General features: G+C 46.7%; 21 protein-coding genes and 1 tRNA gene. 19 read left to right on the top strand and 3 right to left on the bottom strand.

The features are described from left to right. Positions 1-15 precede the first annotated feature (15 nt). The 4 genes from AC3B6P_RS03400 to AC3B6P_RS03385 all read left to right on the top strand — a co-directional run bounded on the left by AC3B6P_RS03400 (position 16) and on the right by AC3B6P_RS03385 (position 5,053). Positions 16-798, top strand: coding sequence for a pseudouridine synthase (locus tag AC3B6P_RS03400; RefSeq protein WP_489804728.1), 783 nt, complete (start codon positions 16-18; stop codon positions 796-798). Next, positions 798-1,349 (top strand): 16S rRNA (guanine(966)-N(2))-methyltransferase RsmD, encoded by a 552-nt coding sequence (gene rsmD / locus AC3B6P_RS03395; RefSeq protein ID WP_489804727.1) that lies wholly within the window; start codon positions 798-800, stop codon positions 1,347-1,349. The genes AC3B6P_RS03400 and rsmD overlap by 1 nt, the downstream gene beginning before the upstream one ends. A gap of 261 nt (positions 1,350-1,610) precedes the next feature. Then, entirely contained in the window at positions 1,611-4,358 is a 2,748-nt protein-coding gene (locus AC3B6P_RS03390) for a DNA translocase FtsK (protein ID WP_489805532.1), read from the top strand. Next, on the top strand, positions 4,355-5,053 hold the full coding sequence (locus AC3B6P_RS03385; protein ID WP_489804726.1) for an RluA family pseudouridine synthase: 699 nt from the start codon (positions 4,355-4,357) through the stop codon (positions 5,051-5,053). Before AC3B6P_RS03390 ends, AC3B6P_RS03385 begins: the two co-directional genes overlap by 4 nt. A 6-nt stretch (positions 5,054-5,059) precedes the next feature. Here the strand turns inward: AC3B6P_RS03385 and ubiM are convergent, their stop codons facing one another. Further along, entirely contained in the window at positions 5,060-6,271 is a 1,212-nt protein-coding gene (gene ubiM / locus AC3B6P_RS03380) for a 5-demethoxyubiquinol-8 5-hydroxylase UbiM (protein WP_489804725.1), read from the bottom strand. After that, positions 6,271-6,891 carry a nitroreductase family protein gene (locus tag AC3B6P_RS03375; RefSeq protein ID WP_489804724.1) on the bottom strand — a complete coding sequence of 207 codons (621 nt, stop codon included), beginning with the start codon at positions 6,889-6,891 and terminating at the stop codon, positions 6,271-6,273. Before AC3B6P_RS03375 ends, ubiM begins: the two co-directional genes overlap by 1 nt. Positions 6,892-7,010: 119 nt before the next feature. Between AC3B6P_RS03375 and hisB the strand changes: the two genes are divergently transcribed. From hisB to AC3B6P_RS03315, 12 genes are all read left to right on the top strand, one after another. After that, positions 7,011-7,613: an imidazoleglycerol-phosphate dehydratase HisB gene (gene hisB / locus AC3B6P_RS03370; protein WP_489804723.1), complete on the top strand. Its 603-nt coding sequence runs from the start codon at positions 7,011-7,013 to the stop codon at positions 7,611-7,613. Positions 7,614-7,643: 30 nt separating this feature from the next. Further along, on the top strand, positions 7,644-8,288 hold the full coding sequence (gene hisH, locus AC3B6P_RS03365) for an imidazole glycerol phosphate synthase subunit HisH (protein WP_489804722.1): 645 nt from the start codon (positions 7,644-7,646) through the stop codon (positions 8,286-8,288). Positions 8,289-8,294: 6 nt separating this feature from the next. Further along, positions 8,295-9,644, top strand: coding sequence for a 1-(5-phosphoribosyl)-5-[(5-phosphoribosylamino)methylideneamino]imidazole-4-carboxamide isomerase (gene hisA / locus AC3B6P_RS03360; RefSeq protein ID WP_489804721.1), 1,350 nt, complete (start codon positions 8,295-8,297; stop codon positions 9,642-9,644). Then, positions 9,638-10,399: an imidazole glycerol phosphate synthase subunit HisF gene (hisF, locus tag AC3B6P_RS03355; RefSeq protein ID WP_489804720.1), complete on the top strand. Its 762-nt coding sequence runs from the start codon at positions 9,638-9,640 to the stop codon at positions 10,397-10,399. Before hisA ends, hisF begins: the two co-directional genes overlap by 7 nt. A gap of 9 nt (positions 10,400-10,408) precedes the next feature. After that, a complete protein-coding gene (locus AC3B6P_RS03350; protein ID WP_489804719.1) occupies positions 10,409-10,738 on the top strand; it encodes a phosphoribosyl-ATP diphosphatase in 330 nt (109 codons plus the stop codon). 23 nt (positions 10,739-10,761) lie between these two features. Next, entirely contained in the window at positions 10,762-11,151 is a 390-nt protein-coding gene (locus tag AC3B6P_RS03345; protein WP_489804718.1) for an HIT domain-containing protein, read from the top strand. A gap of 71 nt (positions 11,152-11,222) precedes the next feature. Then, positions 11,223-11,298, top strand: a tRNA-Glu gene (locus AC3B6P_RS03340). A 981-nt stretch (positions 11,299-12,279) separates the two neighbouring features. Then, on the top strand, positions 12,280-14,160 hold the full coding sequence (locus AC3B6P_RS03335) for a hypothetical protein (protein WP_489804717.1): 1,881 nt from the start codon (positions 12,280-12,282) through the stop codon (positions 14,158-14,160). 38 nt (positions 14,161-14,198) lie between these two features. Continuing rightward, positions 14,199-14,651, top strand: a complete 453-nt coding sequence (locus AC3B6P_RS03330; protein WP_489804716.1) for a hypothetical protein — start codon at positions 14,199-14,201, stop codon at positions 14,649-14,651. A gap of 89 nt (positions 14,652-14,740) precedes the next feature. Continuing rightward, the gene (locus AC3B6P_RS03325; RefSeq protein ID WP_489804715.1) at positions 14,741-16,021 is read left to right on the top strand and encodes a hypothetical protein; all 1,281 of its coding nucleotides are present in this window, start codon (positions 14,741-14,743) and stop codon (positions 16,019-16,021) included. 38 nt (positions 16,022-16,059) lie between these two features. After that, on the top strand, positions 16,060-16,512 hold the full coding sequence (locus AC3B6P_RS03320; RefSeq protein ID WP_489804714.1) for a hypothetical protein: 453 nt from the start codon (positions 16,060-16,062) through the stop codon (positions 16,510-16,512). Positions 16,513-16,693: 181 nt separating this feature from the next. After that, the gene (locus tag AC3B6P_RS03315) at positions 16,694-18,175 is read left to right on the top strand and encodes an FkbM family methyltransferase (protein ID WP_489804713.1); all 1,482 of its coding nucleotides are present in this window, start codon (positions 16,694-16,696) and stop codon (positions 18,173-18,175) included. A gap of 72 nt (positions 18,176-18,247) precedes the next feature. Here the strand turns inward: AC3B6P_RS03315 and AC3B6P_RS03310 are convergent, their stop codons facing one another. After that, the gene (locus AC3B6P_RS03310; RefSeq protein WP_489804712.1) at positions 18,248-18,895 is read right to left on the bottom strand and encodes a glutathione S-transferase family protein; all 648 of its coding nucleotides are present in this window, start codon (positions 18,893-18,895) and stop codon (positions 18,248-18,250) included. Between the two features lie 66 nt (positions 18,896-18,961). Between AC3B6P_RS03310 and AC3B6P_RS03305 the strand changes: the two genes are divergently transcribed. The 3 genes from AC3B6P_RS03305 (at position 18,962) to AC3B6P_RS03295 (ending at position 23,385) form a co-directional block, all read left to right on the top strand. Beyond that, on the top strand, positions 18,962-19,438 hold the full coding sequence (locus AC3B6P_RS03305; protein WP_489804711.1) for a YbaK/EbsC family protein: 477 nt from the start codon (positions 18,962-18,964) through the stop codon (positions 19,436-19,438). A 121-nt stretch (positions 19,439-19,559) separates the two neighbouring features. Next, positions 19,560-20,021 carry a hypothetical protein gene (locus AC3B6P_RS03300; protein WP_489804710.1) on the top strand — a complete coding sequence of 154 codons (462 nt, stop codon included), beginning with the start codon at positions 19,560-19,562 and terminating at the stop codon, positions 20,019-20,021. 70 nt (positions 20,022-20,091) lie between these two features. Further along, complete coding sequence (locus AC3B6P_RS03295; RefSeq protein ID WP_489804709.1) at positions 20,092-23,385, top strand: efflux RND transporter permease subunit; 3,294 nt, start codon at positions 20,092-20,094, stop codon at positions 23,383-23,385. Positions 23,386-23,415: the final 30 nt, after the last annotated feature.

The following is a 23,415-nucleotide window of genomic DNA, read 5'->3' as shown; positions in this document are numbered from 1 at the left end:
AGGTATGTGCAGCTTATGAACAAAGATTCCTTTCCAGACCAGTCAAACTCCAACCAGCGCGGTAAGCGTATTGCCAAGATATTGGCCCGATGCGGCGTTGCCAGTCGCAGGGATATTGAGCGCATGATTGAGGAAGGGCGTATTTTTCTTAACTCTGAAAAAGTAATGCACCCGGCAACATTTGTACAACCGGGCGACATTATGAGAGTGGACGGAAAAATCATAGAGCCGCCACAACGGACACGTTTATGGCGCTATTATAAACCAACTGGTTTGGTCACAACACATCACGACCCGCAGGAACGCCCTACCGTTTTCTCATCCCTCCCTGCTGCCATGCCACGTGTCGTCAGTGTTGGCAGGCTTGATTTAAACTCAGAGGGACTTCTGCTCCTTACCAATGATGGCGCCCTGGCCCGGGAACTGGAACTTCCTTCCCGCCAATGGATCAGACGTTACAGGGTCCGTGTTTTTGGTCTTGTCGATCCCAAACGTCTTGAAGCACTCGCCCATGGGTCGGAATTTGAGGGTATTAAATATGGCCCTATCAAAGCTGTTCTCGATTCCCAGAAAGGTGATAATTCATGGCTGACTGTCAGCCTCACTGAAGGGAAAAACCGTGAAATCCGACGTGTGATGCTTGGCATGAATCTGCATGTCAGCCGCCTCATCCGTCTTTCTTACGGACCCTTTATGCTCGGTTCCTTAAAACCGGGTGACCTTGAGGAAGTTTCCGGCAAAGTTCTGTCCGAACAAACAGCCTTTTACAAACCTGACCAGAAAACACATACACGCTGATGCGGATTATTGGCGGGCAGTTCAGAGGGCGCAGGCTCAAGGCTCCTGAAGGGGAAACCACACGCCCGACATCACAGCGCGCACGACAAATCATCTTCGATCATTTAATGCATGCCCCTTGGTATGGCAGACAATTACTCGAAGAAGCTGTCGTCCTGGATTGCTTTGCAGGAACAGGCGCCCTGGGGCTTGAAGCACTTTCCAGAGGGGCAAAATTTGCAGGGTTTATCGAAAAAAACCGTTCAGCAGTTTCTATTTTACGCGATAACATAAAAACATGTTCTGTCGAAGAACGGACCGATATTACCCTGTGCGACATCACAAAAATCGGCCCTTCTATACGTCCACATAATCTGATTTTTCTTGATCCACCTTATAGGAAAAACCTGATTCCGCAGGCTTTAAAGATTCTTTTGCAAAAAGGGTGGCTTGCCGAAAACGCTCTCATTATCGCTGAAAGCGAACATCAGGAGGGAGAGAATGAGACCTCCCCTCCCCTTCTGCTCAAACGACAGATCGGGGTTGCTGAGCTGCGTTTCTGGTTTTTATAAAACCCTATTTTGCAGCCTCATGAGCGATCTGACTTCCCTTAAAGCAGGAAAATCGCTAATTTACTGTACTCATATGAAAATTGCGGGATGCCTTTGATTCAAAGGCTTCTCCTGACAAATGCCGAAAGGCAAAACTCCAGAGGGTAAGTTGTCTTGCTTTTCCTGAAACGAGCGCGTCGCAAGTCGCAAACACCCGCTCCATCCAATTCATCGTCTCCTATAGCGGCTGACCATCCACTCACGCGTCTTATGTCAGCGCGGATGATGGAGTTTTGTGGCCTGATTCTCCTGATTATCGCTATTGCAATCACTGTTTCCCTCTTCAGCTTTAACCCACAAGACCCCTCATTCAATACAGCGACCGGTACTCAGCCCACCAATCTGCTGGGGCGTGCTGGCGCCACTATTGCTGATAGTCTGATTCAATGGTTGGGCATTGCCAGCATTTTTCCTCCTTTGATACTCCTGGCCTGGTGCTGGAGGCTGGTACGGACCCATACATTAGGAGCGCCCTTATTACGCTTCATCGCTGCCATTCTACTGCTTCCCTCTGGAGCCATGCTTATAAGCCTGTTCCAGATCCTAATCTCCGGCAGTGCACTTAACTGGCCTTCCAGCAGTGGTCTTGGCGGACAGATCGGCTATAGTCTTGCATCCCTGCTTCTCAATGCCCTGACAGGTGAACTAGGCAGCACTTTGGGCAGTCTCTCTGCTCTTGTCCTCGCCTTCATCCTTCTTCTTCTTCTTCTCCCCATCGCAATGGGACTAAGTGGCGGTGAGTGGCGTGGTCTGGCAGGTGGAATTATATCCTTCTCACAATGGATATATGGACTGGCAAGCCATAAAAAAGCAGATAAGAATAATTCTGGCGACACTTCTGCTAAAATCTTTACCCCCCCAGCAGGAAGCCCCTCTCGTTATAGTGACCGTTTTGCTCCGCGAGGCGGCGTACCTACAGGCTTGCTGCGACGGAATTTCATACGCGATGACCCTCGTCTTCCGCCTCCAGAATCCCCTCATAATAACTGGCTCCAACCACCCCCACCCCAGGCATCAACTCCATGGGAACATGCGCCTTCAGCCAGTCTGCCTGCTTCTGTAAAAACAGAAGAAAATACCCATACCAACCCTTATGGGGAGAAGCTGGCCCAGATCAACCGTACAAGTGAAAAACCACAACCCCTTCCTCCTGTCTCCCTCCTTCCTGAAGAAGCGGATGACGACCCAGAAGAAGATGACATCGTTCCTGCTGTCTCCCCTGATGAGTCTGAACATGGCTATGGCCAGTTTTTTAAACGTATGGTCCATAAAGGGTTAAATGTTTTTCCTTCTGGTGAGGATGACAGTCAGGCAGCCTCCCCGCTTGAAGAACAAGCGCAAACCACCACGGCAGGAGCCGAACCCTGTCAGCCCGCTTCAGTCTGGGAACAGCCAGATCATCAGTCGCTTTCCGCGCCGCAATCCGAACAGAACTGGGTTTTACCATCTTTATCCCTCCTCAACCCACTTCCCAGTCAAACATTGGTTGGCCCTTCGGAAGAAAGCCTACAGGAAAATGCACATCTTCTGGAAAGTGTCCTTAATGATTATGGCGTTCAGGGCACCATTACAGGTTATCATGCTGGACCGGTTGTGACACTTTATGAGCTGGAACCAGCGCCGGGTGTCAGGTCATCACGTGTAATTGGCCTATCAGATGATATTGCCCGTTCGCTCTCCGTTCTGAGTGTACGCATTGCCACAGTTCCGGGGCGCAATGTCATCGGAATTGAAGTACCCAATGCGACCCGTGACACTGTTTATTTTCCAGAACTGCTGCTTGACCCAGCCTGGGAAGAGGGCAAGGCGAAACTCAAGCTTGCCTTGGGAAAAGATATAGCAGGGCAGCCGGTTTATGCTGACCTGGCTAAAATGCCGCATCTTTTAGTCGCAGGAACGACAGGATCGGGGAAATCGGTGGGAATCAACGCCATGATTCTCTCTCTTCTATACCGCCTCAGCCCTGAAGAATGTCGGCTCATCATGATTGACCCCAAGATTCTTGAGCTCTCAATCTATGATGGCATCCCTCACCTTATGACCCCTGTCGTAACGGAACCCTCCAAAGCTGTCAGTGCCTTGAAATGGGCTGTTCAGGAAATGGACCGCCGGTACCGTATGATGGCTGATCATCAGGTCCGTAACATCAGTGGCTATAATGACCGCATCAAAAGGCTACGTGAAGCTGGAGAAGCACCAACACGCCGTATCCAGACAGGGTTTGACCCAGAAACAGGGCGCCCTGTTTTTGATGAATGTCGCCTAAAACTTGAACATCTGCCTTATATCGTCATTGTCATTGATGAAATGGCTGACCTGATGATGGTTGCAGGCAAGGAAATTGAAGCAGCCGTCTTACGGCTGGCCCAGAAAGCGCGTGCTGCAGGTATTCACCTCATTATGGCAACACAGCGTCCATCTGTTGATGTCATTACCGGCACAATCAAGGCGAACTTCCCGACACGTATCTCTTTTCAGGTCACCAATAAATATGACAGCCGCACTATTTTAGGTGAACAAGGCGCAGAACAGCTTCTAGGACGTGGAGATATGCTCTTTATGCAGGGAGGGGCACGGATTACGCGTGTCCATGGCCCTTTTATCAGTGATGAAGAGGTCGAGGCTGTAGTAGAAGATTTACGCGCCAAAGGTGAACCAGTCTATAATGACGAGGTCATCACAGAAGAAGTTGCAGAAGAACCTCCCTCACGCTCAGGAAAACCTAGTGACGGAGATAGCAATAATGACCTCTATGAACAGGCGGTCGATCTCGTCATAAGGGAAAAACGCGCTTCTACGAGTTTTGTCCAGCGTCATCTTTCCATTGGTTACAACCGGGCGGCCAATATTATAGACCAGATGGAACGTGAAGGAATCATTAGCGCCAGCAATCATGTCGGCAAACGTGAAGTCCTAGTCTCACACAATCCCCTGGACCGCCAAGACAGTTTTGATGATGAAGATGAATGAGCACGCCGCCCTTTTTTCATAATGGAAAAGCTCTTCCAATCTTATGGGAGAACAAACATTTCCTCATTATCAATAAACCTGCCGGTCTGGCCTCTCACCCTGGGCCACGCACCGATGACAGCGTCGAGACGCGACTAATTACCCAAAAAAGAGGGGGACCATGGCTGGTCCATAGGCTGGATAAGGATACCTCTGGCTGCTTGCTTATTGCCCGACGGAAAACTGCCCTTATCGCGGCACAACAGGCTTTCCAGGAACGTCAGGTTCACAAGACGTACTGGGCCATTGTACAGGGCACCCTTCCTTCCTCAGAAGGTGAAATCACAGTACCTCTGAAACGCATCAAAAACCAGAAAGGCTGGAAAATTCAACCAGCCGATCAAAACGATTCTGAAGCCCTGAAAGCCCACACACTCTGGCGTGTCCTTGGGCAGACCGAAACACTGAGCTGGGTGGAACTCACCCTTCTGACAGGACGCACCCATCAAGCGCGCATTCATCTCTCTTCCGTGGGGGCGCCCATTCTTGGAGACCCTCTTTATGGACGGAAACCTTATAAAGGTGCCTCCCCTCATCAGACTTTGCAGCTCCTGTCCCGCAGCATAAAATTGGACCTGCCTTCTGAAGAAACCCAGATCAGCGCAACTGCGCTACCACCACCAGCTATGGCAGATCTTCTGAAACACTTCTCATGACAGATGTCAGGCCGCAGGATCCATAAGCATCTGGGTCACAGCCCTTTTAAAAGGCACCAGACGATCTGCCAGACGCAGCCCGATGCGCCGTGCTAGCAAAAATGGCATTTCATCACGCGTATAAGTACTGGCGATCATATTTGTTGCCGCAAATAACGGAAATGTATCTTTACGATGCTGCCACGAGAACGCCTCCAGACGACGCCGATCACCCGGGTCTCCCGCTCCTTGTGCTAAGGATTTCACAAGCGTCTCCTGCCCCTTCAAGCCAAGATTGAACCCATGAGCCGTAATAGGGTGCATACCAACAGCTGCATCACCTATCAGCGCAAAACGCCTTGCATGAAATCTATGGGCAAAAACAGCTTTCAAAGGGTAAGTCACTCGTGGACTCAAAAGTTTTAAGGCCCCAAGCCGCTCATGCGTACGCTCTGTTACTTCTTTACTGAAACCATCAGACCCTGCATTTTTTAATCGGGCAATCTCAGCGGGTGGCAAACTCAGAACCAGAGACGAGACACGCTTTGTCCGCTCCTCGTCCGATACAGGTAAAAGGGCAATTGTCTGATTCTCATCAAACCATTGCAGGGCGATATTATCGTGTGATTTTTCATGTTCAACACGGCAGACCATCACATCCATACCGAAATCATGGATAATGGCCCCGATTCCTGCTTCTGTTCGTAATTTTGAAAAACGTCCATCCGCAGCAACCAGAAGACGTGCCCTAATGACATTGCCATCAGTTAAGGTCGCAATGACTTCTGAAGGTGTGGTTTTGAATTTCTGGACAGCAAGACCCGTCTTCAGAGTGATTTTTTCTACGGCAGAAACACGTTGATATAAGGCATGGCGTATCAGATGATTTGCGACGAGATACCCCAAGGCCTCACCGGACTCTGCCACAGAAGCGGGGCTGAACAGAAGCGGTGGGCCCCCTTCTTTGCCACTTTCAATCCGTGCGACTTCAAGCGGGCACACCGCATGAGGAGGGATGAATGACCAGACTCCTGCTTCCTCCAGCCAATGCCGGCTATGATGTGTGAGGGCAATCTCACGTCCATCAAAAGCTGGGTGCTCAAGTTTTTCTCTGGATTGATGCTCAATGACGCATACGTTCCACCCGAAACGCGCAAAAGAAAGCGCACTGGCAAGACCAGCAGGCCCCCCACCGGCTATAATCACATCATAATCCGGCCTGGGAGGACGTCCTGTCATTATTTCGCTCCTTTATCAGCACCGAAAGAGGGAATTTCATCCTTATGCCAATAGGCCATATAATCCCTAATTTCAGGCCGCTTGGCTTTCTTTGTCGAATCGCGTGGCGTACCAACTAGCAAGATGCCTGCCAGCCTGCCCGTTTCAGACAGGCCGACCTTGTGCACCAGACCTGGTTCCTCGCAATAAGCACCACTGACCCAGATACCACCAAAACCTTCTGCAAAAAGCCCATTAAGAATATTCATGGCCCCTGCTGCTGCTGCCATAATCTGTTCTGACTCGGGAATTTTATTGCCAACACGCAGGGCCATTCCCAAGACAATCAGAGCAGGGACAGAAGAAAAACGATGCAGAATTTTCTGTTTTTTTTCTTCAGACACATCGGGGTTACAACGTTCAAGAGCTGTAACAACTTCTTTGGCAAAAGCTGCCCGCTCATCGCCTTCGACGATAATATAACGCCAAGGGCGTAATTTCCCATGATCTGGCGCACGCAAAGCTGTTGCTAAAATAAGCTCCAACTTCTCATTCTGAGGTGCCGGTTCCTGCAAGGCATCCGTTGATACTCTTGAAAGTAGCATATCAAGTTTAGAAGAAGACGAAGATTTATTCTGCATAATGAATCCTTTTAGCGCTAAAAGATCACCGTGACAGTTATAAGCCTTTACGTGACCACTTTATATTAATCTATCCATTCCTCTTGGAAAATTCCAGAATAATGGTGTAGCAGGGAAATATGACAACACACAGCCCCCGTATTGTAAACGTGACTCGCCGTACTGGCGAGACCGATATTACCATCTCCCTGAACCTTGATGGGCAGGGCAATAGCGATATTAAAACCGGCATTGGTTTTTTTGATCACATGCTCGACGCATTAGCACGTCATGGCGGGCTGGATCTCTCTATTTCTGTCATGGGAGATTTACATATTGATGATCATCACACCATTGAGGATGTCGGTATCACTTTAGGTGATGCTCTCTACAGAGCTATCGGAGACAAAAAAGGTATTGAGCGTTTTGGACAGGCCCTTGTTCCGCTTGATGAGGCCCTGTGTGAAGCTGTCATTGATATTTCAGGCCGTCCTTTTTTAAGCTGGAATGTCTCTTTCTCCCGCGAGATGCTCGGGACGATGGCCACAGAAATGATTGAAGAATTTTTCCGTGCCCTCGTCATGTCAGCACGTATGACTGTTCATTTGACAGAAAAATCCGGTAAAAATGCCCATCATATGGCTGAAAGTACATTCAAGGCTTTCGCCCGTGCCTTACGTATGGCCGTGTCTTATGACCCACGTTCAGCCAATAAAATCCCTTCCACAAAGGGTGTATTGTAAATTTCCTTTCTCTCCCGCCGGAGCGTGATTATGCGTGTTGTCGTTATTGATTATAATGGGGGCAATCTGGCCTCAGCTGAGCAGGCAGCCAGACGGGCCGCTAACCAGCTCAGCCTTGAAGCCGAGATCATAATCTCAAGACAAGAAGCAGACATTCTCGGTGCCGATAGATTAATTCTTCCAGGGCAAGGCGCCTTTCCCGATTGTGCCCGCGGACTCGAAACTGACAATATTCATGCACTTCTGGAGCAAAGTACCCAGAAAGGAACCCCATTTCTGGGAATTTGCGTTGGTATGCAGCTTATGGCGGATTACAGTCTGGAACATAATAAAACTAACGGTCTTGGATGGATCAAAGGCCATATTGCTCCCATGAGCGCACCTGCATCCAAGGGATTGAGACTTCCTCATATGGGCTGGAACGAGCTTGAATTCACACCGGGTCGACACCCTTTGACAGAAGGTCTGGCACCGGGAGAACATGGCTATTTTGTCCATTCCTATGCCCTTCAGGATTATGATCCTTCCGACATCATTGCGACGTCACAATATGGTATGCTTATCCCGGCAATTGTCGCCCGCGGCTGCCGATGCGGCACGCAATTCCATGTCGAGAAAAGTCAGGAAGTCGGCCTGACAATTCTGCGCAATTTCCTGTTATGGCATCCCGACTAGACTGTCATGCCCCGCAATACTGCCATCACCCGCATAACAGAGCCTCTTTCAGATGATGAGCTGCATCATCTGACGGATTCGATTATGGCCGCCATTCTTGATGGTGGTACATTTGGCTGGCTGGAGCCCCCTGACCGACCTATTCTGGAGCGTTTTTTCAGAGGGATACGCCTCGTTCCAGAAAGAGAGCTATTTGTTGCCCGTAATTCTGATGGAACGATCTGTGGTGCAGGGCTTCTGGCCATGCCCCCTACACATCTTGACCTGCACAGTTCAAAAGCCAGGATCATGGGGTTCTATGTCGCCCCCTATGCCCGAGGCATTGGTCTTGGCCAGAGCCTCCTTACAGCAATGCTTGAACGTGCCAGCACCCTGAAGGTAAAAGTTATAGACTGTGAATTGAGAGAAACGCAGAAAATCGCTGCTGATCTCCTTCTCAGACTTGGCTTTGAGCATTGGGGAACACATCCTTATTATGGCCGTATGGGGGGACAAACCGTCAGGGGGTTATTTTTCTCAAAATATATCGCCAAAGCACCCCCTCTTCCCCACTGGTCTCCCTCTCATCCAGCTTCTTTTCTTTCTTGTCCAATAGAGGCACCTCCCATGACTCCTAAACTCACTCTCTTTCCCGCTATTGACCTTAAAGGCGGAGCCTGCGTGCGTCTCAAGCAAGGCGATATGGAAGCTGCAACCCGTTACTCTGACGATCCCGCCGCCCAAGCAGAGCTCTTTGCCAAAGCCGGATGCCGCTTTCTTCATGTGGTTGACCTTGATGGTGCTTTTGCAGGTCACTCAGCCAATACAGATGCAATTCAGGAAATTATCCACCGTACGTCTCTTCCTATCCAATTGGGAGGAGGGCTACGTGACCTCAAAGCAATCGAACACTGGCTAGATGCAGGCATCACGCGCGTTATTCTAGGCTCTGCTGCCGTCAAAAACCCTGAGCTAGTCCGTGAAGCTGCCAAAAAATGGCCAGGCAGAATTGTTGCCGGAATTGATGCCCGACATGGCTTTGTCGCAACTGAAGGCTGGGCTGAGGTCTCAGAACTGACTGCCATTGATCTGGCAAAACGAATGGAAGACGCGGGGGTCTCAGCGATTATTTTCACAGAAATCTCACGCGATGGCATGTTAGAAGGATTAGATCTCGATCAAACTGCTAGCCTGGCAAGCAAGGTATCCATTCCTGTCATTGCAAGTGGCGGTGTCGGCTCTCTGGAGCATCTTAAAGCCCTTTACCATACAGCCAGGGATATCCCAGGTATTGAAGGAGTTATTGTTGGTAAAGCAATTTATGATGGACGCATTAACTTGCCCGAAGCCATCAAACTTCTGGAGGGAACATGCTGAAACTTCGCGTTATTCCCTGCCTTGATGTGCGAGATGGGCGCGTTGTCAAAGGCGTTAACTTTGTCTCCCTTCGTGATGCCGGCGACCCAGTAGAGCAGGCAAAACTCTATGATGCTGCCGGTGCAGACGAGCTCACATTCCTCGATATCACCGCCAGTAGTGAAAATCGCAGTACGATCCTCGATGTCGTCAGCCGGACTGCTGCTGAGATATGTCTGCCCTTTACTGTTGGAGGGGGAGTAAGAACGACAGATGACATGAGGCAATTACTCCTTTGCGGGGCTGATAAATGTGGCATTAATTCAGCTGCCATCCGCAATCCTGACCTCATAAATGAGGCTGCACAGCGTTTTGGCAGTCAATGCGTTGTCGTCGCCATTGATGCACGCTCCAACGGTCGTGGAGGATGGGAAGTTTATGCGAAGGGTGGGCGTGAACCAACGGGCCTCAATGCGATTGAGTGGGCTGAAGAAATGGCCTCACGCGGGGCGGGTGAAATTTTACTTACGAGTATGGACCGCGATGGCACCAAATCGGGCTTCGACCTCGACCTCCTTCGCACTATCTGTAAAAAGGTTCCGGTCCCCGTCGTTGCTTCAGGTGGCGTTGGTAAAGTTGAACATTTTGTCGAAGGGGCCAAAGCAGGTGCAACCGGTCTTCTGGCGGCCAGTGTCTTCCATTTTGGCCAATTTACCATCAAACAGGTGAAAGAAACCCTTTATAATGCTAATCTGCCCGTCCGGCTTAATCGATAGGTTTGCAGCATGCCTCAAAATTCGAACCATGTTCTCCAACGTCTTTTCGACACCGTAACTGCACGGAAAGGCGCCTCAACCGAGTTAAGTCACTCAGCCCGTCTGATGGCTAAAGGACGCAATAAGATCGCACAGAAATTCGGAGAAGAAGCCGTTGAATGTGTCATTGAGGCTGTTTCAGGCAATCGTAAGGCATTGATCAGCGAAAGCGCTGACGTGCTCTATCATCTGGTAGTAATGTGGGTTGATGCCGGGATTACGCCTGATATGATCTGGAAAGAATTAACCCGCCGGGAAGGGACAAGTGGTATAGAAGAAAAAGCTTCCCGCCCTCGGTAAGTTTTATAAGGAGTTTCTCCATTATGGTAAAAGATAATACCAATCCTGACTATAATCCGGAAAATGTTTTTGCCCAGATCCTACGTGGCGAAATCCCTTCCAAAGGGGTTTACGAAAGCAGTGATACCTACGCTTTCTGGGACGCAACACCAGCAGCCCCCGTGCATGTTCTGGTCATTCCCCGTGGGGCTTATATCGATTTTCATGATTTCACGACACGCGCTTCAAATGATGAAATCGTCGATTTCTGGAGAAGCGTTGACAGTGTTGTGCAGGAATTAGGACTCGTGCCTGGTGGCTTCAGACTCGTAACAAATACAGGCAAGGATAGCGGGCAAATTGTACCGCACTTCCATGTCCATATTCTCGGCGGTGCTCCTCTCGGACCACTGCTTTCAGGCTCGGACGCCTGAAAAATCAGACTATAACGTGTAATTGCCCTTGCACGTTATGCCCTAATCCTCTAGATGAAGGAACACCTCTGGTCCCGTTCGTCTAGAGGCCTAGGACACCGCCCTCTCACGGCGGCAACACGGGTTCGAATCCCGTACGGGACGCCAGCACTTAGCTGCAGTTTTTGAAAAAATATTTGAAATACGTGACGGCACATATGTGCCACCTAGAGCGAAAAGCGGTTTATTGGTGATGTAGCAAGAAGTAGCATGCCAAGAAACTCCGTCATTCTTGCTTTCTGCCTGTCAGCATACGATCATCCCTTGGAACACTCGAGAAAAATCTCCATAGACTTTTTTTGTATTTTTGCAATTAGACAAAAGACTTGTCCTGTAACTTCAAAAACTAGATCAAGCCAACATATGGTGAGGATACACTTCTCAGAATAAAGAGAAGAGACAAGATTTTACCCATGTCCGATATGCTGTCTCTGCTTTCGTTGTGACCCCCTGGACGACGCTCATTTACCTCCTGAATTATACCTAAGATTTTCCTGGTCTGTTATTCGGATTATTTTATCATCTACCAAGAAATAGCACGACATAACATGTACTGAGATCGAAAGTGATATGGTATGCACATAGCAGAAACACACCCACCGATACCGGACATCGGTCTGGGATACAGAATCATTTCCGACACATAGGACACCACAAAATGGACATAGTAATTTTTGATCATAGCTATACGTGACATATTGTCATACCATCATGACCATTGCAAGCAACATTAAATCGATACAACGCAGTACAAGAAAGTCTGTAGCATTATCAATAACGATACAGACTACAAGCATCTTTCAGCAGAGTCTTACTAATACGACTTGTCTTACTGCTTAAAGACATTCTTACAGACAAAAAATTTTAGGACTCTAATCATGGTATTCTTAAATTTTCAATTCAAGGACAAAATAACGATAATTTTCTTTACATGTGACAAATTGTCATTTATGATGACGGATATTCTAATAGATTATAGAATATCATTTTATTTTTTGTACATTATAACTTACGACTTTCCAATAAAGATTATATAAACAATAAGAATTAAATGAAATATTGGAAAGTCTTTATGGGAATATTAATCCTATGAGGACAACAAATAACACGAATCTTTTTTATGAAATAGGGAGCAACCTTAATAACATTCTTCAGCTCCTTAGTACTGCCTGCCGCAATTATGAATCTGGACAAGTCGCATTATGGGACCCTCTCTATGCGAACTCTGTCGGCGGCTATCCTGCTGGCGCCCTCGTCATGACACGCATGGGGACCGTCACACTTTTAGTCTCGACAATTGATAATAATATGGATGATCCATCCTGGAACACAGGAACATGGAGACCGATAAGCAGTACATCCTATAATCCATCTGTTCTACCCAGTTTTAATAATGGTTATTGTGGATGTCCTACACTCCCATCATGGAATAATGGATACCTCCCAACCTGGAATAATCCTCCAGCCTGGAATATCCCCCCCACATGGAATGGCTGCCCCAATCCTCCTATTAATAATGGAGGGAATTATAATCCTCCAGTTAATAACCAACCTTCTGGCGGGAATAGCACAAATAATTCAAGCGGCAATAATGCCAATAATAACCCGTCCGTCGATCATAACGGAGGTGACAGCAACCCTCCGGTTAACAACCAACCCTCTGGTGGGAATAACACAAATAATTCAAGCGGCAATAACGCCAATAATAACCCGTCCGTCGATCATAACGGGGGAAATAACAATCCTCCGGTCAACAACCAACCTTCCGGTGGGAATAACACCAATAATTCAAGCGACAATAATACCAATAATAACCCGCCGCTCAATCATAACGGAGGTGACAGCAACCCTCCGGTTAACAACCAACCCCCTGGTGGGAATGATTCTTCTTCAGGCAACAAACCGCCTGTAACAGATAACGGAAATAATAGTAGCTCCTCAGACCACAATTCTTCTTCAGGTGATAATATGGACACCAGCAAACCTAGCACAGGTGATAGCATCAGTGATGCTCATGACAATTCAGGCGTCGTTGACAATACCAATAATAATTATCTCACTACAGTTGCCGCAAATCAGACCTATTTCCCGCTTGCAGGGGGAAATGTTCATGGTACGGTCTTGATTGATACAGTTTTCGACCAAAATGACGAGACTGTTTCAAAACCTCTTGGTGCCACAACTGATGGCAAAACACAGTTTTACCTCCAACTTGCCACTAACAAAAAATCAGGCAAAAGCTATGGCCGTCTGATTATGCGTGACAAAGATGGAAACGAGCATGTCGGCCTCCAGATTGATGGTAACGGCAATCTTACAGATGATCAGGGCGATATTTTTCTCACCAAAAAAGAAGCTGAAGATCTATTCATCAGGCAGTCTGATTTACCAACCTCAACAGTTCCCATTCCCAGCGGCTCTGTTGATGGAGAACTCTTTTCAACAGCCACTTTTGTCAAAAACGGCGAGACCCTGACACGCCCCATCGGTGCCCAGATTGGTGAAGCGCAGTTCTTCATGCAGCTTGCTGACAGCTCACCAACCGCTGATGGCGTACCCACAGGCCGCTTCGTGCTGAGGGACAAGCAGGGCGACTACCATAAGGTAATGGAGTTTGACGATAAAGGTAATCTCTTTACCCAGAACGGGAACCGCCTTCTCGAAGTTGGTAAAACGACAGGCTCGGGTCCAACAAAAGTCCTGATGTTCCGCACCACTGGCGGCGTTAATGATAACGCACCAACAATTCACTTCCCAGAGGCTTTTTCAGGAACACCAATCGTTACAGGCATGATTACTGTTGAGTCTAACGCTGCCCATAATCCGCGCTTTATGTGTATCAGTGCAAATGGAACCAATACACCAAATCTAAATATTACCAATACAGCTTTTGTTGCAAGAATCGCCACTTCTGGTGGGGCTTCCAATGATGTATGGGCGATGGATGTTATCGCTGTAGGCCCGGCATAATATTATTTATATAATTATTGAATAAAGAGATCTTTATCATGACAAATACATCAAAAGATACACGTAAAACTGATTATCCTGCCCGTTATTATGCATCTTATGACGTCAAAGCCACACAGCCAACCTCTGTAACAGGCTGGTATGATACATGGGCGTTATCCTCGGTCGCTCTCGTCCCTCCTGCTGATCAGATGATTGCTATTTCCGCTGCGGACTGGGCTAATCAGGACACATTCCGCCTGCCTATGGGACGGGGCGTGCAGGATGGAAAAATCATTGATTATGCTCCTCCCCCAAAACCCGTTCCTCTCATTGAGCAAGCCCACTCCGCACTCGCAGCTATTAAAAATGATGCAAGCCTGCTCGTCGCAATGGGAGAAAATTTTGGAGAAAAAAGCAAAGCTTACGTTAAGGCCCTCAATGCCATTCTGGAGGGCTCAGATACAACCAGTACCGAACTACCATCCAGACCAGAAAAACTGACTGATTAATATCAAAATAAATTTATAAATAACATTAGGGTTTCGACAGGTCACAAAATGCAAAACGATCTTTCGAAACCTGATTGAAAGAGATTTCAATGAGTTCTGATGACACAACCCAGACTCCTGTGAATAAAGGAGTCACACTTGATAAAATTCTGTATATTCTACAAAAAGCCTGTGCCACTTATGGAACAAAGCAACTTTCAGAATGGAATGAAGCTTACGTCACAGCCCATAACGGCTATGAAGCAGGATCCGTTCTTTTAAACCCAGATGACCAGAATAGTTTATGGGTTTCAACCATTGACCATAATGAAGATGATCCCTCCCAGAATACAGGAACATGGCAAGCGCTTTCGACTGAGCTATTAAATAAAAATACCTCTCTTTTACGGGACTCTTTAGCATCCCAAACGCCTGTCAGCAGCCTTATTACAACAGAACAGGCAGAAAAACTTTATTATCCCCTCGTTGGTGGCGTCCTTCATGGCAGCCTGATCGTCGATAAGACCTTTATCCGTAATAAAGAAACCCTCACCCAGCCTCTTGGAGCAATATACGGAGAAAGTGCGGAGTTTTTCCTCCAACTTGCCAATAATCCTGCTCAGGGAAAAATGTTTGGCCGTCTCGTTATCCGTGACCAGGATGGAAATGAACATATTGGCGTGCAGATTGAAAGTGATGGTATAGTCACAAACGGCAGTGACGAAGCTCTTTTAACCAAAAAAGACGCGGAAAACCTCTTTATCCTAAAGAGCAATTATCATCCAGCACCAATTACGGATAAAGCTACAAACTTATCCATATCTCCTGCCATCCCTGATGGAGGCGAACTTTTCATTACAGCGACTTACCCCCAGGATGATGAAACAATCACCAAGCCCCTAGGTGCGCAAATTGGTGAACTTGATATTGAGCAAATTTATCTTCAACTTGCCGATAATGCCGCTTCTGATCAGGTTTATGGCCGCTTAGGACTAGTCAATAAAGACGGAGATCGCTTCCAGATATTAGAAACTGATGAAGATGGATCTATCATCCCTAAGGAAGGTTATAGAGTTCTGGAAATTAGCAATAGCTCCACAACACCGATGAAACTACTGGCATTTCAGACGACATCAAATAATACAACCCCTACAATCAGCTTCCCCGAAGCATTCTCTTCATCCCCCATGGTATATGTAACATGCGGTCATGGCCATTTTTCAATAGATGATTACTGGGACGTATTTTATTTTGCAAGCTTACAGCACAATAATAAAACAGACATGTCACCAGCCATTAATCATTCATCATTTTCATTGAGCGTAGGAAGCTCAAATGGAAAAATTGATCATGATTATAAATTAAACGTTATAGCCATCGGCCCGGCATAATATTATTTACATCATTATTGAATAAAGAGATCTTTATCATGACAAATACATCAAAAAATACACGTAAAACTGATTATCCTGCCCGTTATTATGCATCTTATGACATCAAAGCCACGCAGCCAACCTCTGTGACTGGCTGGTATGATACATGGGCACTATCCTCGGTCGCTCTCGTCCCCCCTGCTGATCAGATGATCGCTATTTCCGCTACGGACTGGGCTAATCAGGACACATTCCGCCTGCCTATGGGACGGGGCGTGCAGGATGGAAAAATCATTGATTATGCTCCTCCCCCAAAACCCGTTCCTCTCATTGAACAGGCTCACTCCGCACTCGCCGCTATTAAAAATGATGCAAGCCTGCTTGTCGCAATGGGAGAAAGTTTTGGAGAAAAAAGCAAGGCTTATGTTAAAGCCCTCAATGCCATCCTGGAGGGCTCAGATACAACCAGTACCGAACTACCATCCAGACCAGAAAAACTGACTGATTAAACCCAATATCACCATTTATAGCCCTGTTATAAACCCATAACAGGGCCATAATTATTATTATGATATCTATAAGAATTAACTGCAAATACCTTCTTCTCATTTTCTCATAATTTACTCATCGCCAATAAATAGAAATTCATGCTAGACATCATTTTCAGCATGAATAATTGGAGACCCAGAAATGTATAATGAGAACTCGCATATTCCACGGCATTTACATCTTATCTGGATTGACGATCATGACGAAGTTATCACGCACTGCATCGAAAGCTGGGTAAAGATGAACCCGGGCTGGATAGTCCATTTATGGACCAATGAACATCTGGAAAGCATGAGCTGGCATAATGAGGAACATATCAAGTCATTATTAAAACTTGCATCTCATTATAAAGAAAACGGCAACAACAATAGCGCCTCTAGAGTTTATGCTTTCATCTCAGATATGATGCGTTATGAAATTCTCCATGCTGTTGGTGGCTTTTGCGTTGATGCAAACTCACTCTGCATCAGACCCCTTGAGGCGTGGCTCTTTGACAGTCAATTCTGCCTATCAGCAGCAAATGAAACTGAAACACCACATCTTTTCTTTAACGGCTATTTAGCTGCAACTCAAGAACACCCTATTCTGCTGGGTATTATAAAATATCTTAATGATTTAAATATATCCGATATTGTGATGGAAGAAAATTGGGAGGAAATAGGTGCAAACACTCTTACCCAAATCATAAATGCGTTTCACGAAGCTCATAATATTACTATATGGCCAAGCCATTATTTCCTTCCTGAATCTCGCTCAGGTATTTCTTATAATGGGACAGGGCACGTATTTGCCAGACACTATTGGGAAGGGCAAAACAATCATGACAAAATTACATCTGATCTCGCTACTTCTCCTTATAAATCTGAAGTTTTTTCCAAATTTCCGGTCTTTAATGATCTTATAACAACACCGACCGGCCCCCGTCTTATTAACAGAAATGATTTATATGTGGGCAATGATCTATATAAAACTGGTCAGTGGTGTGGTGTAGAGCTGGAACTATTAAAGAATTTCATTTCCGAAGGAAGTGTCATTATAGAAGCCGGGGCTAATATAGGTTCCTATAGTGTAGACTTATGTAGAATGGCTGGCATAAGTGGAAAATTATTGGCTTTTGAACCGCAACGTCTTGTTTTTCAGGAACTCGTCTCTAATATCGCTCTCAATAATATTCCTAATGCCTATTGTTACCAGAAAGGTCTTGGGCATCAAAAAATGAGCCTTCATGTCCCAAAAATTGATTATTACAAAACAAATAATTTTGGTGGCATCTCATTGAAAGATGAACGTCCTATCAAGAAGGACACCACCAGCGCTCGGGATGACAGAGAAGTGGTTGATATAGTTACCATAGACTCACTTCTATTAACGAAAATAGATCTCATTAAAATGGATGTAGAGGGCATGGAAAAGAATGTCCTTGAAGGTGGTGAAAAAACCATAAGGAAATTCTCTCCCATTATTTATATGAGCTCTTGGAACAATAAAGAAGGTGCCGAGGCACGTACCTACCTGCGTTCATTGGGATATTCACTTTATCGACATGGTGCAAATATCGAAAATGTGCTCGCACTCCCAGCTAACAGCCCTTACAAAACGTCCCTAAGACCCGAACTCCATTAGAATATGGCCCCCTTATGAATATGAGAAAATACCAAATCATAAGGGGAAACTACAATTGTCCTTATCAGCGTCTCAGGCTAGCGGCCCGTCGAGATGCTCCTGTTCACAGCTGTTCTGCACATAAGGCAACGCATCCAACTTGTCTAAAAGTGCTGCAATATGGGTGTATGAGCGAGGTGGTTTGGCAGAATCACTTAAGGCACGGCAGCTCAGCGCGAAGTGGAAATCTGCCACTGTGACCTGCTCTCCCATAAAATAGGGGCCATTTTTGGCCAGATGCTGGTCAATAACAGCAAGGTACTTTTCAACACAGTCAGAAGCTCCCTTGCTGACAGCTTTCAGAACTTCTTCTGAGGCCTCTCCAACCAGGCGGTATGGATATTTGCTGTTCAGCATTGTTGCTTGCAGCGAATTTGTCAGAAAGAACATCCATTGCAAAAAGAGAGGACGTTTTGGATCATTAAGACGGGGTGAAAGCCCTGCTTCGGGATGGGAATCAGCTAGCGTCAGCAAAATAGCTGAGGATTCATAAATGACCTGTCCGTCCTCAAGAACAAGTGCAGGAATCCGTCCATTAGGATTGATTCTCAGATAATCTGGTGATTTCTGTTCACTATTTCCAAGGTCAAGATATTGAATTTCATAAGGGACTTTAAGAGCTTCAAGTGTAATATGCACAGGCAAGCTCATTGTCCCATAAGCAGCATAAAGTTTATACATTAACATTTCACTCCTGATATAAAGGCTTTAATCAACCTCAGACGAAATCTAACAGGGAGCCTATCATTGCCACAAGAAACAGTTGCTACACAGTTCCTTGAAGCACAGGGAATCACTTTCACCTCAAAATCATATCATTATGCCCCGCAGAAAGGCCATATAGGTGAGCAGGCGGCCCAGGCTATCGGGGCAGAGGCGGATATGGTTTTCAAAACACTGGTCGTAAAACTGGACGGACAAAAAGGCGCTTTTGCTGTTATCCCAGTTGAAAAGCACATTGATTTCAAAATCCTGGCGAAAACCCTCGGCGCCAAAAAAGCCAAAATGATGCAGCCAGAGGAAGCACATTCATGCACGGGATTTGTCTCTGGTGGGACCACGATTTTCGGTTCCCGTCAAATGATGCCTGTTGTTATTGATGAAGCGGCCTTTAATCATTCCAAAATCTGGATCAATGGCGGCGCCCAGGGTTTTCTTCTTTGTCTCTCACCCCATGATGCTCTGAACATTACAAATGCTCTCAGGGCGAATATTGCCTGTTGAGGAGTCCCCTCTTATATGACAGAAAAATGACGTGAATTTCACTCTACTTACAGGGATGAAAATTTATATAATCAACTGAACAAGACTTCACCAAACGGCCCCCTTCATGGAGCGGATATTAATGTTGAACAGATTTATCTCAAAAACAATATTTGCTATTTTATTAAGCTCAGTCACAATTCTGGGCCTCTCTTCCTCCCCTGCTCAAGCCCGTCACGGCTTCCATGGATATTATGGCGGTTATCATCATTACTGGCGCCATCACAGTTTCGGCCATAGTTTTGGCCGTGGCTTAGGCTGGGGAGTCGGACTTGGAGTCGGCTATGGTGCGGTAGATTACGCATTAAGACATAGAGAATATGGCTATCCGTATAGTACTGGTCCCTATTATGGCTATGGTAGCTACGGTTATCGTGGCCGTCCCGTGATAGATAACTCACAAACCATTATTTATAACGCACCGCCACCACCTCCAGTCGCAGAATTACCACCTGCTTATCCTTATCCTGTACCCGGTTATACCACCTTCAACCCGGGATATGGTTATACTTCCGGACCCATTATTGCACCGCCTAATTTTTAAAATATAGGGGCAGCATAGACTTCCTGCCCCCTATGATCAGACCCTTAACAGAAAAGATGGAGACGGGTGGGTGGCCTTTAGCCGTTTTTTCATTGATCGACCCGTAGCAACCACGCTTTTTGCTTTCGCTATTTTTCTCTCTGGCCTGATTGCACTGCCTTTTCTGCCCGTTGCAACCATGCCGGATATGACAGCGACCTCCATTATGGTCGTCGCCAATCAGCCTGGCGCTGCCCCCCAGCAAATGGCAACTTCAGTCACAACACCACTTGAGCGACATCTTTCCTCCATCGCAGACCTTAAAACATTAGAATCAGATACAGAAAACGGGCAGTCTTCCTTATTTCTCGAATTTTCATCATCCCGTAATATTGATGGGGCCTTACGAGATGTTCAGGCAGCTCTCAGGGCAGCACGTAACGACCTCCCTGTTGGGACACTGGATTCTGACCCCAAAGCATTCAAGCTCAATAGTGGTGGAATGCCTGTTTTTTTGCTCAGCCTGACATCAGCGCAACTCTCTACAGCTGACTTATATGATCTCGCAACGATCCGGGTCCGCCCCCTTCTGGCGCAAATTAATGGTGTAGGCCGTGTTGAGGTCGTTGGAGCATCCACCCCAGCTGTTCGGGTAGAAGTAAACCCATACCCGCTCTATAAATGGGGCGTGGGTCTTGAAGATGTCCGCTCAGCCCTGGCATCAGCCAATGCTTTTACACCAAAGGGATTTCTTTCTCTTAACGGGCAGCTGCTCAGTCTAAAAACAAACGATCAGGCCGTGAATGCCGCTGCCTATCGTGATTTGATTATTGGCTATCGGAATGATTTCAATCCTCTATATTTACGTGACATTGCCTCAATTCATGACAGTGTCCAGGATATTTACCAGACAAGCAGTTTCAACGGGAAACGGGCAGTCGCCATTCTCGTCATGCCACAACCCCATGCCAATACAGTTGCAATTGTAGAGGACATTAATAACCACCTTTCCACTCTGAAAGCAGTCTTGCCAGGAACTGTTTCTCTTCATATTGGCATTGATCTCTCCAAAACCATCAGGGCCTCCTTAGCTGATGCTAAACTGACTCTCATTATTTCCATTTTACTCGTCGTTCTTGTAATCGCCCTGTTTTTCAGGCGTCCCATCAATACCCTTATTCCAACGATCACAGTTCCTGTCTCCCTCTCGGGGACACTGGCCTTAATGTGTTTTCTCCATTTTACGCTTGATATTCTTTCTCTCATGGCGCTGACCATTGCCATTGGTTTCGTGATTGATGATGCCATAGTTGTCATGGAAAATATTGCCCGTCACATGGAAGAAGGGATGGAAAGACGTCAGGCCAGTATCAAAGGAGGGTCTGAAATCACTTTCACGGTGCTCTCCATCAGCCTATCTCTGATTGCGGTCTTTATTCCCCTTCTTTTTATTCCTGGCACATTAGGCTCTCTTCTTTATGAGTTCGGAATGACAACTGTTTCAGCGATTGCTGTTTCCACAGTTATGTCACTTACCCTTACCCCCATGATGTGTGCACATTTATTGCAGATAGGCACCCACTCAGAAGAAGAAGTCTCTCCTTCTGGAAAACTGTCAAAATTCTTTCTGCACACAGAAAAAGCACTCTCTGCCCTCACCAATGCCTATAAAAACTCCATTCATTGGGCACTCAGACATCCTGTTCTAATCGGCTTGACCCTTCCAGGAAGCTTTTTCCTGCTTATCATTGGTATCATAATCCTGCCCAAAGAGCCTGTGCCTTCTATGGATATGGCTATTATAATCGGAAGGATTAAGGGAGAGCCCTCACTTTCATTTCAGGCACTAACCAGAAGAATGAATCAGGTTGAGAGCATATTACAAAAAGACCCCGCGATAACATCCATCTCAGCCATGTCACAAACCAGTAATAACGCACGTTTTTTCATACAGCTTAAAGATAAGTCAGAACGTGACAACATCAATAACGTCATTGAACGGATGAATAAAATGATTCCTCCCCAAGCGGGGGCTGACGTCATGTTCTGGGCAATGAGCAATAGTCGTAAAAGCGGTAGTGGCGATAATGATACGGGTAATTTTCAATATGTTCTGCAAAGTGATGACTCTGCCCCTCTACTGAATATTCTCCCCCTCTTGATGGATAAGCTCCGTCAGAGCGGAAAATTAACAAATCTCACAGCCGATAATGAGCAACCCGCCTTCTCTGCTACCGTCATGATTATACGCGACCTTGAAGCGCGCTATAATGTCACCCCTCAACTGGTTCAGAATGCCCTATATGATTCCTATGGTCAGGCAATAGCCTCGACCATCCATCTCCCTCTGACCGATCACCGTGTCGTGCTAGTTCTGGGGCCAAAATGGCGTGAAAATCCGCAGCTTCTCCATCATTTATGGCTCTCGACTTCAGCTGGATCGGCAGCAGGGGGAATTGCTTCCAACCTCATACGTGTCAGAGGTGTAAATAAGGAAAATCAGGCGGCTGCCCTTGCCAGAGCCTCCATTACCAATAACCTTGCTAATCAGATTTCTGGCAACAGCTCCAGCGGAGCACCTGTTTCTTCCTCAAAAGAGACAATGATTCCACTTGATAATGTGGCCCATATTGAACAGGTTCCTCAACCCTTATCCATTCATCACCATGATGGAAGCTATGCAGCATCCCTCTCTTTTGATCTGCCTGAAGGTGTGAGCTACAGCGATGCTGTCAGTATCATTGAACAAACACTCGTCAGTCTTCATGCCCCCGCACAGATAAGAGGCGGTTTTACAGGCACCGCTGGTGAGACAAAAGAATTAATGGAAAATGCTCTGATCGCGTTTATTGCTGCCATTGCAGTAATGTATATTACACTCGGTGTCCTTTATGAGAGCCTGATCCACCCGGTCACGATTTTATCCACGCTTCCTTCCGCAGGGATTGGGGGTGTTCTTGGATTATGGATTGCAGGCGATAGTTTCAGTCTTATCGCTATCATCGGCATTATCCTCCTGACCGGACTGGTCAAAAAAAATGCCATCCTTGTCGTGGACTTCGCCCTACAGGCTGAACGCGAAGAAAAGCTTTCCCCACAGGAAGCTGTCGCAAAAGCGGCTGTGACACGCTTCAGGCCTATTTTAATGACCAGCCTGGCCGCAGCTCTGGGTGCGGTCCCCCTCGTTTTGGGAAATGGTTATGGATGTGAATTACGTCATCCCCTCGGTGTTGCTATTCTTGGTGGAATGGCCGTAAGCCAGTTGCTCACACTTTATACCACGCCTATAGTTTATCTATGGATGGGAAGGCTTGGCGTCTATACTAACCATTTTGTGCATCGGCTTTTCCCTTCTTCTTCTGATAAAGAAGATATTCTTCATTAAGTAATCCTCTCTTAACCATAGACATCAAAT

It is taken from the genome of Aristophania sp. ESL1142, from assembly GCF_058107345.1.
This window is presented reverse-complemented; position numbering and strand designations above follow the sequence as displayed.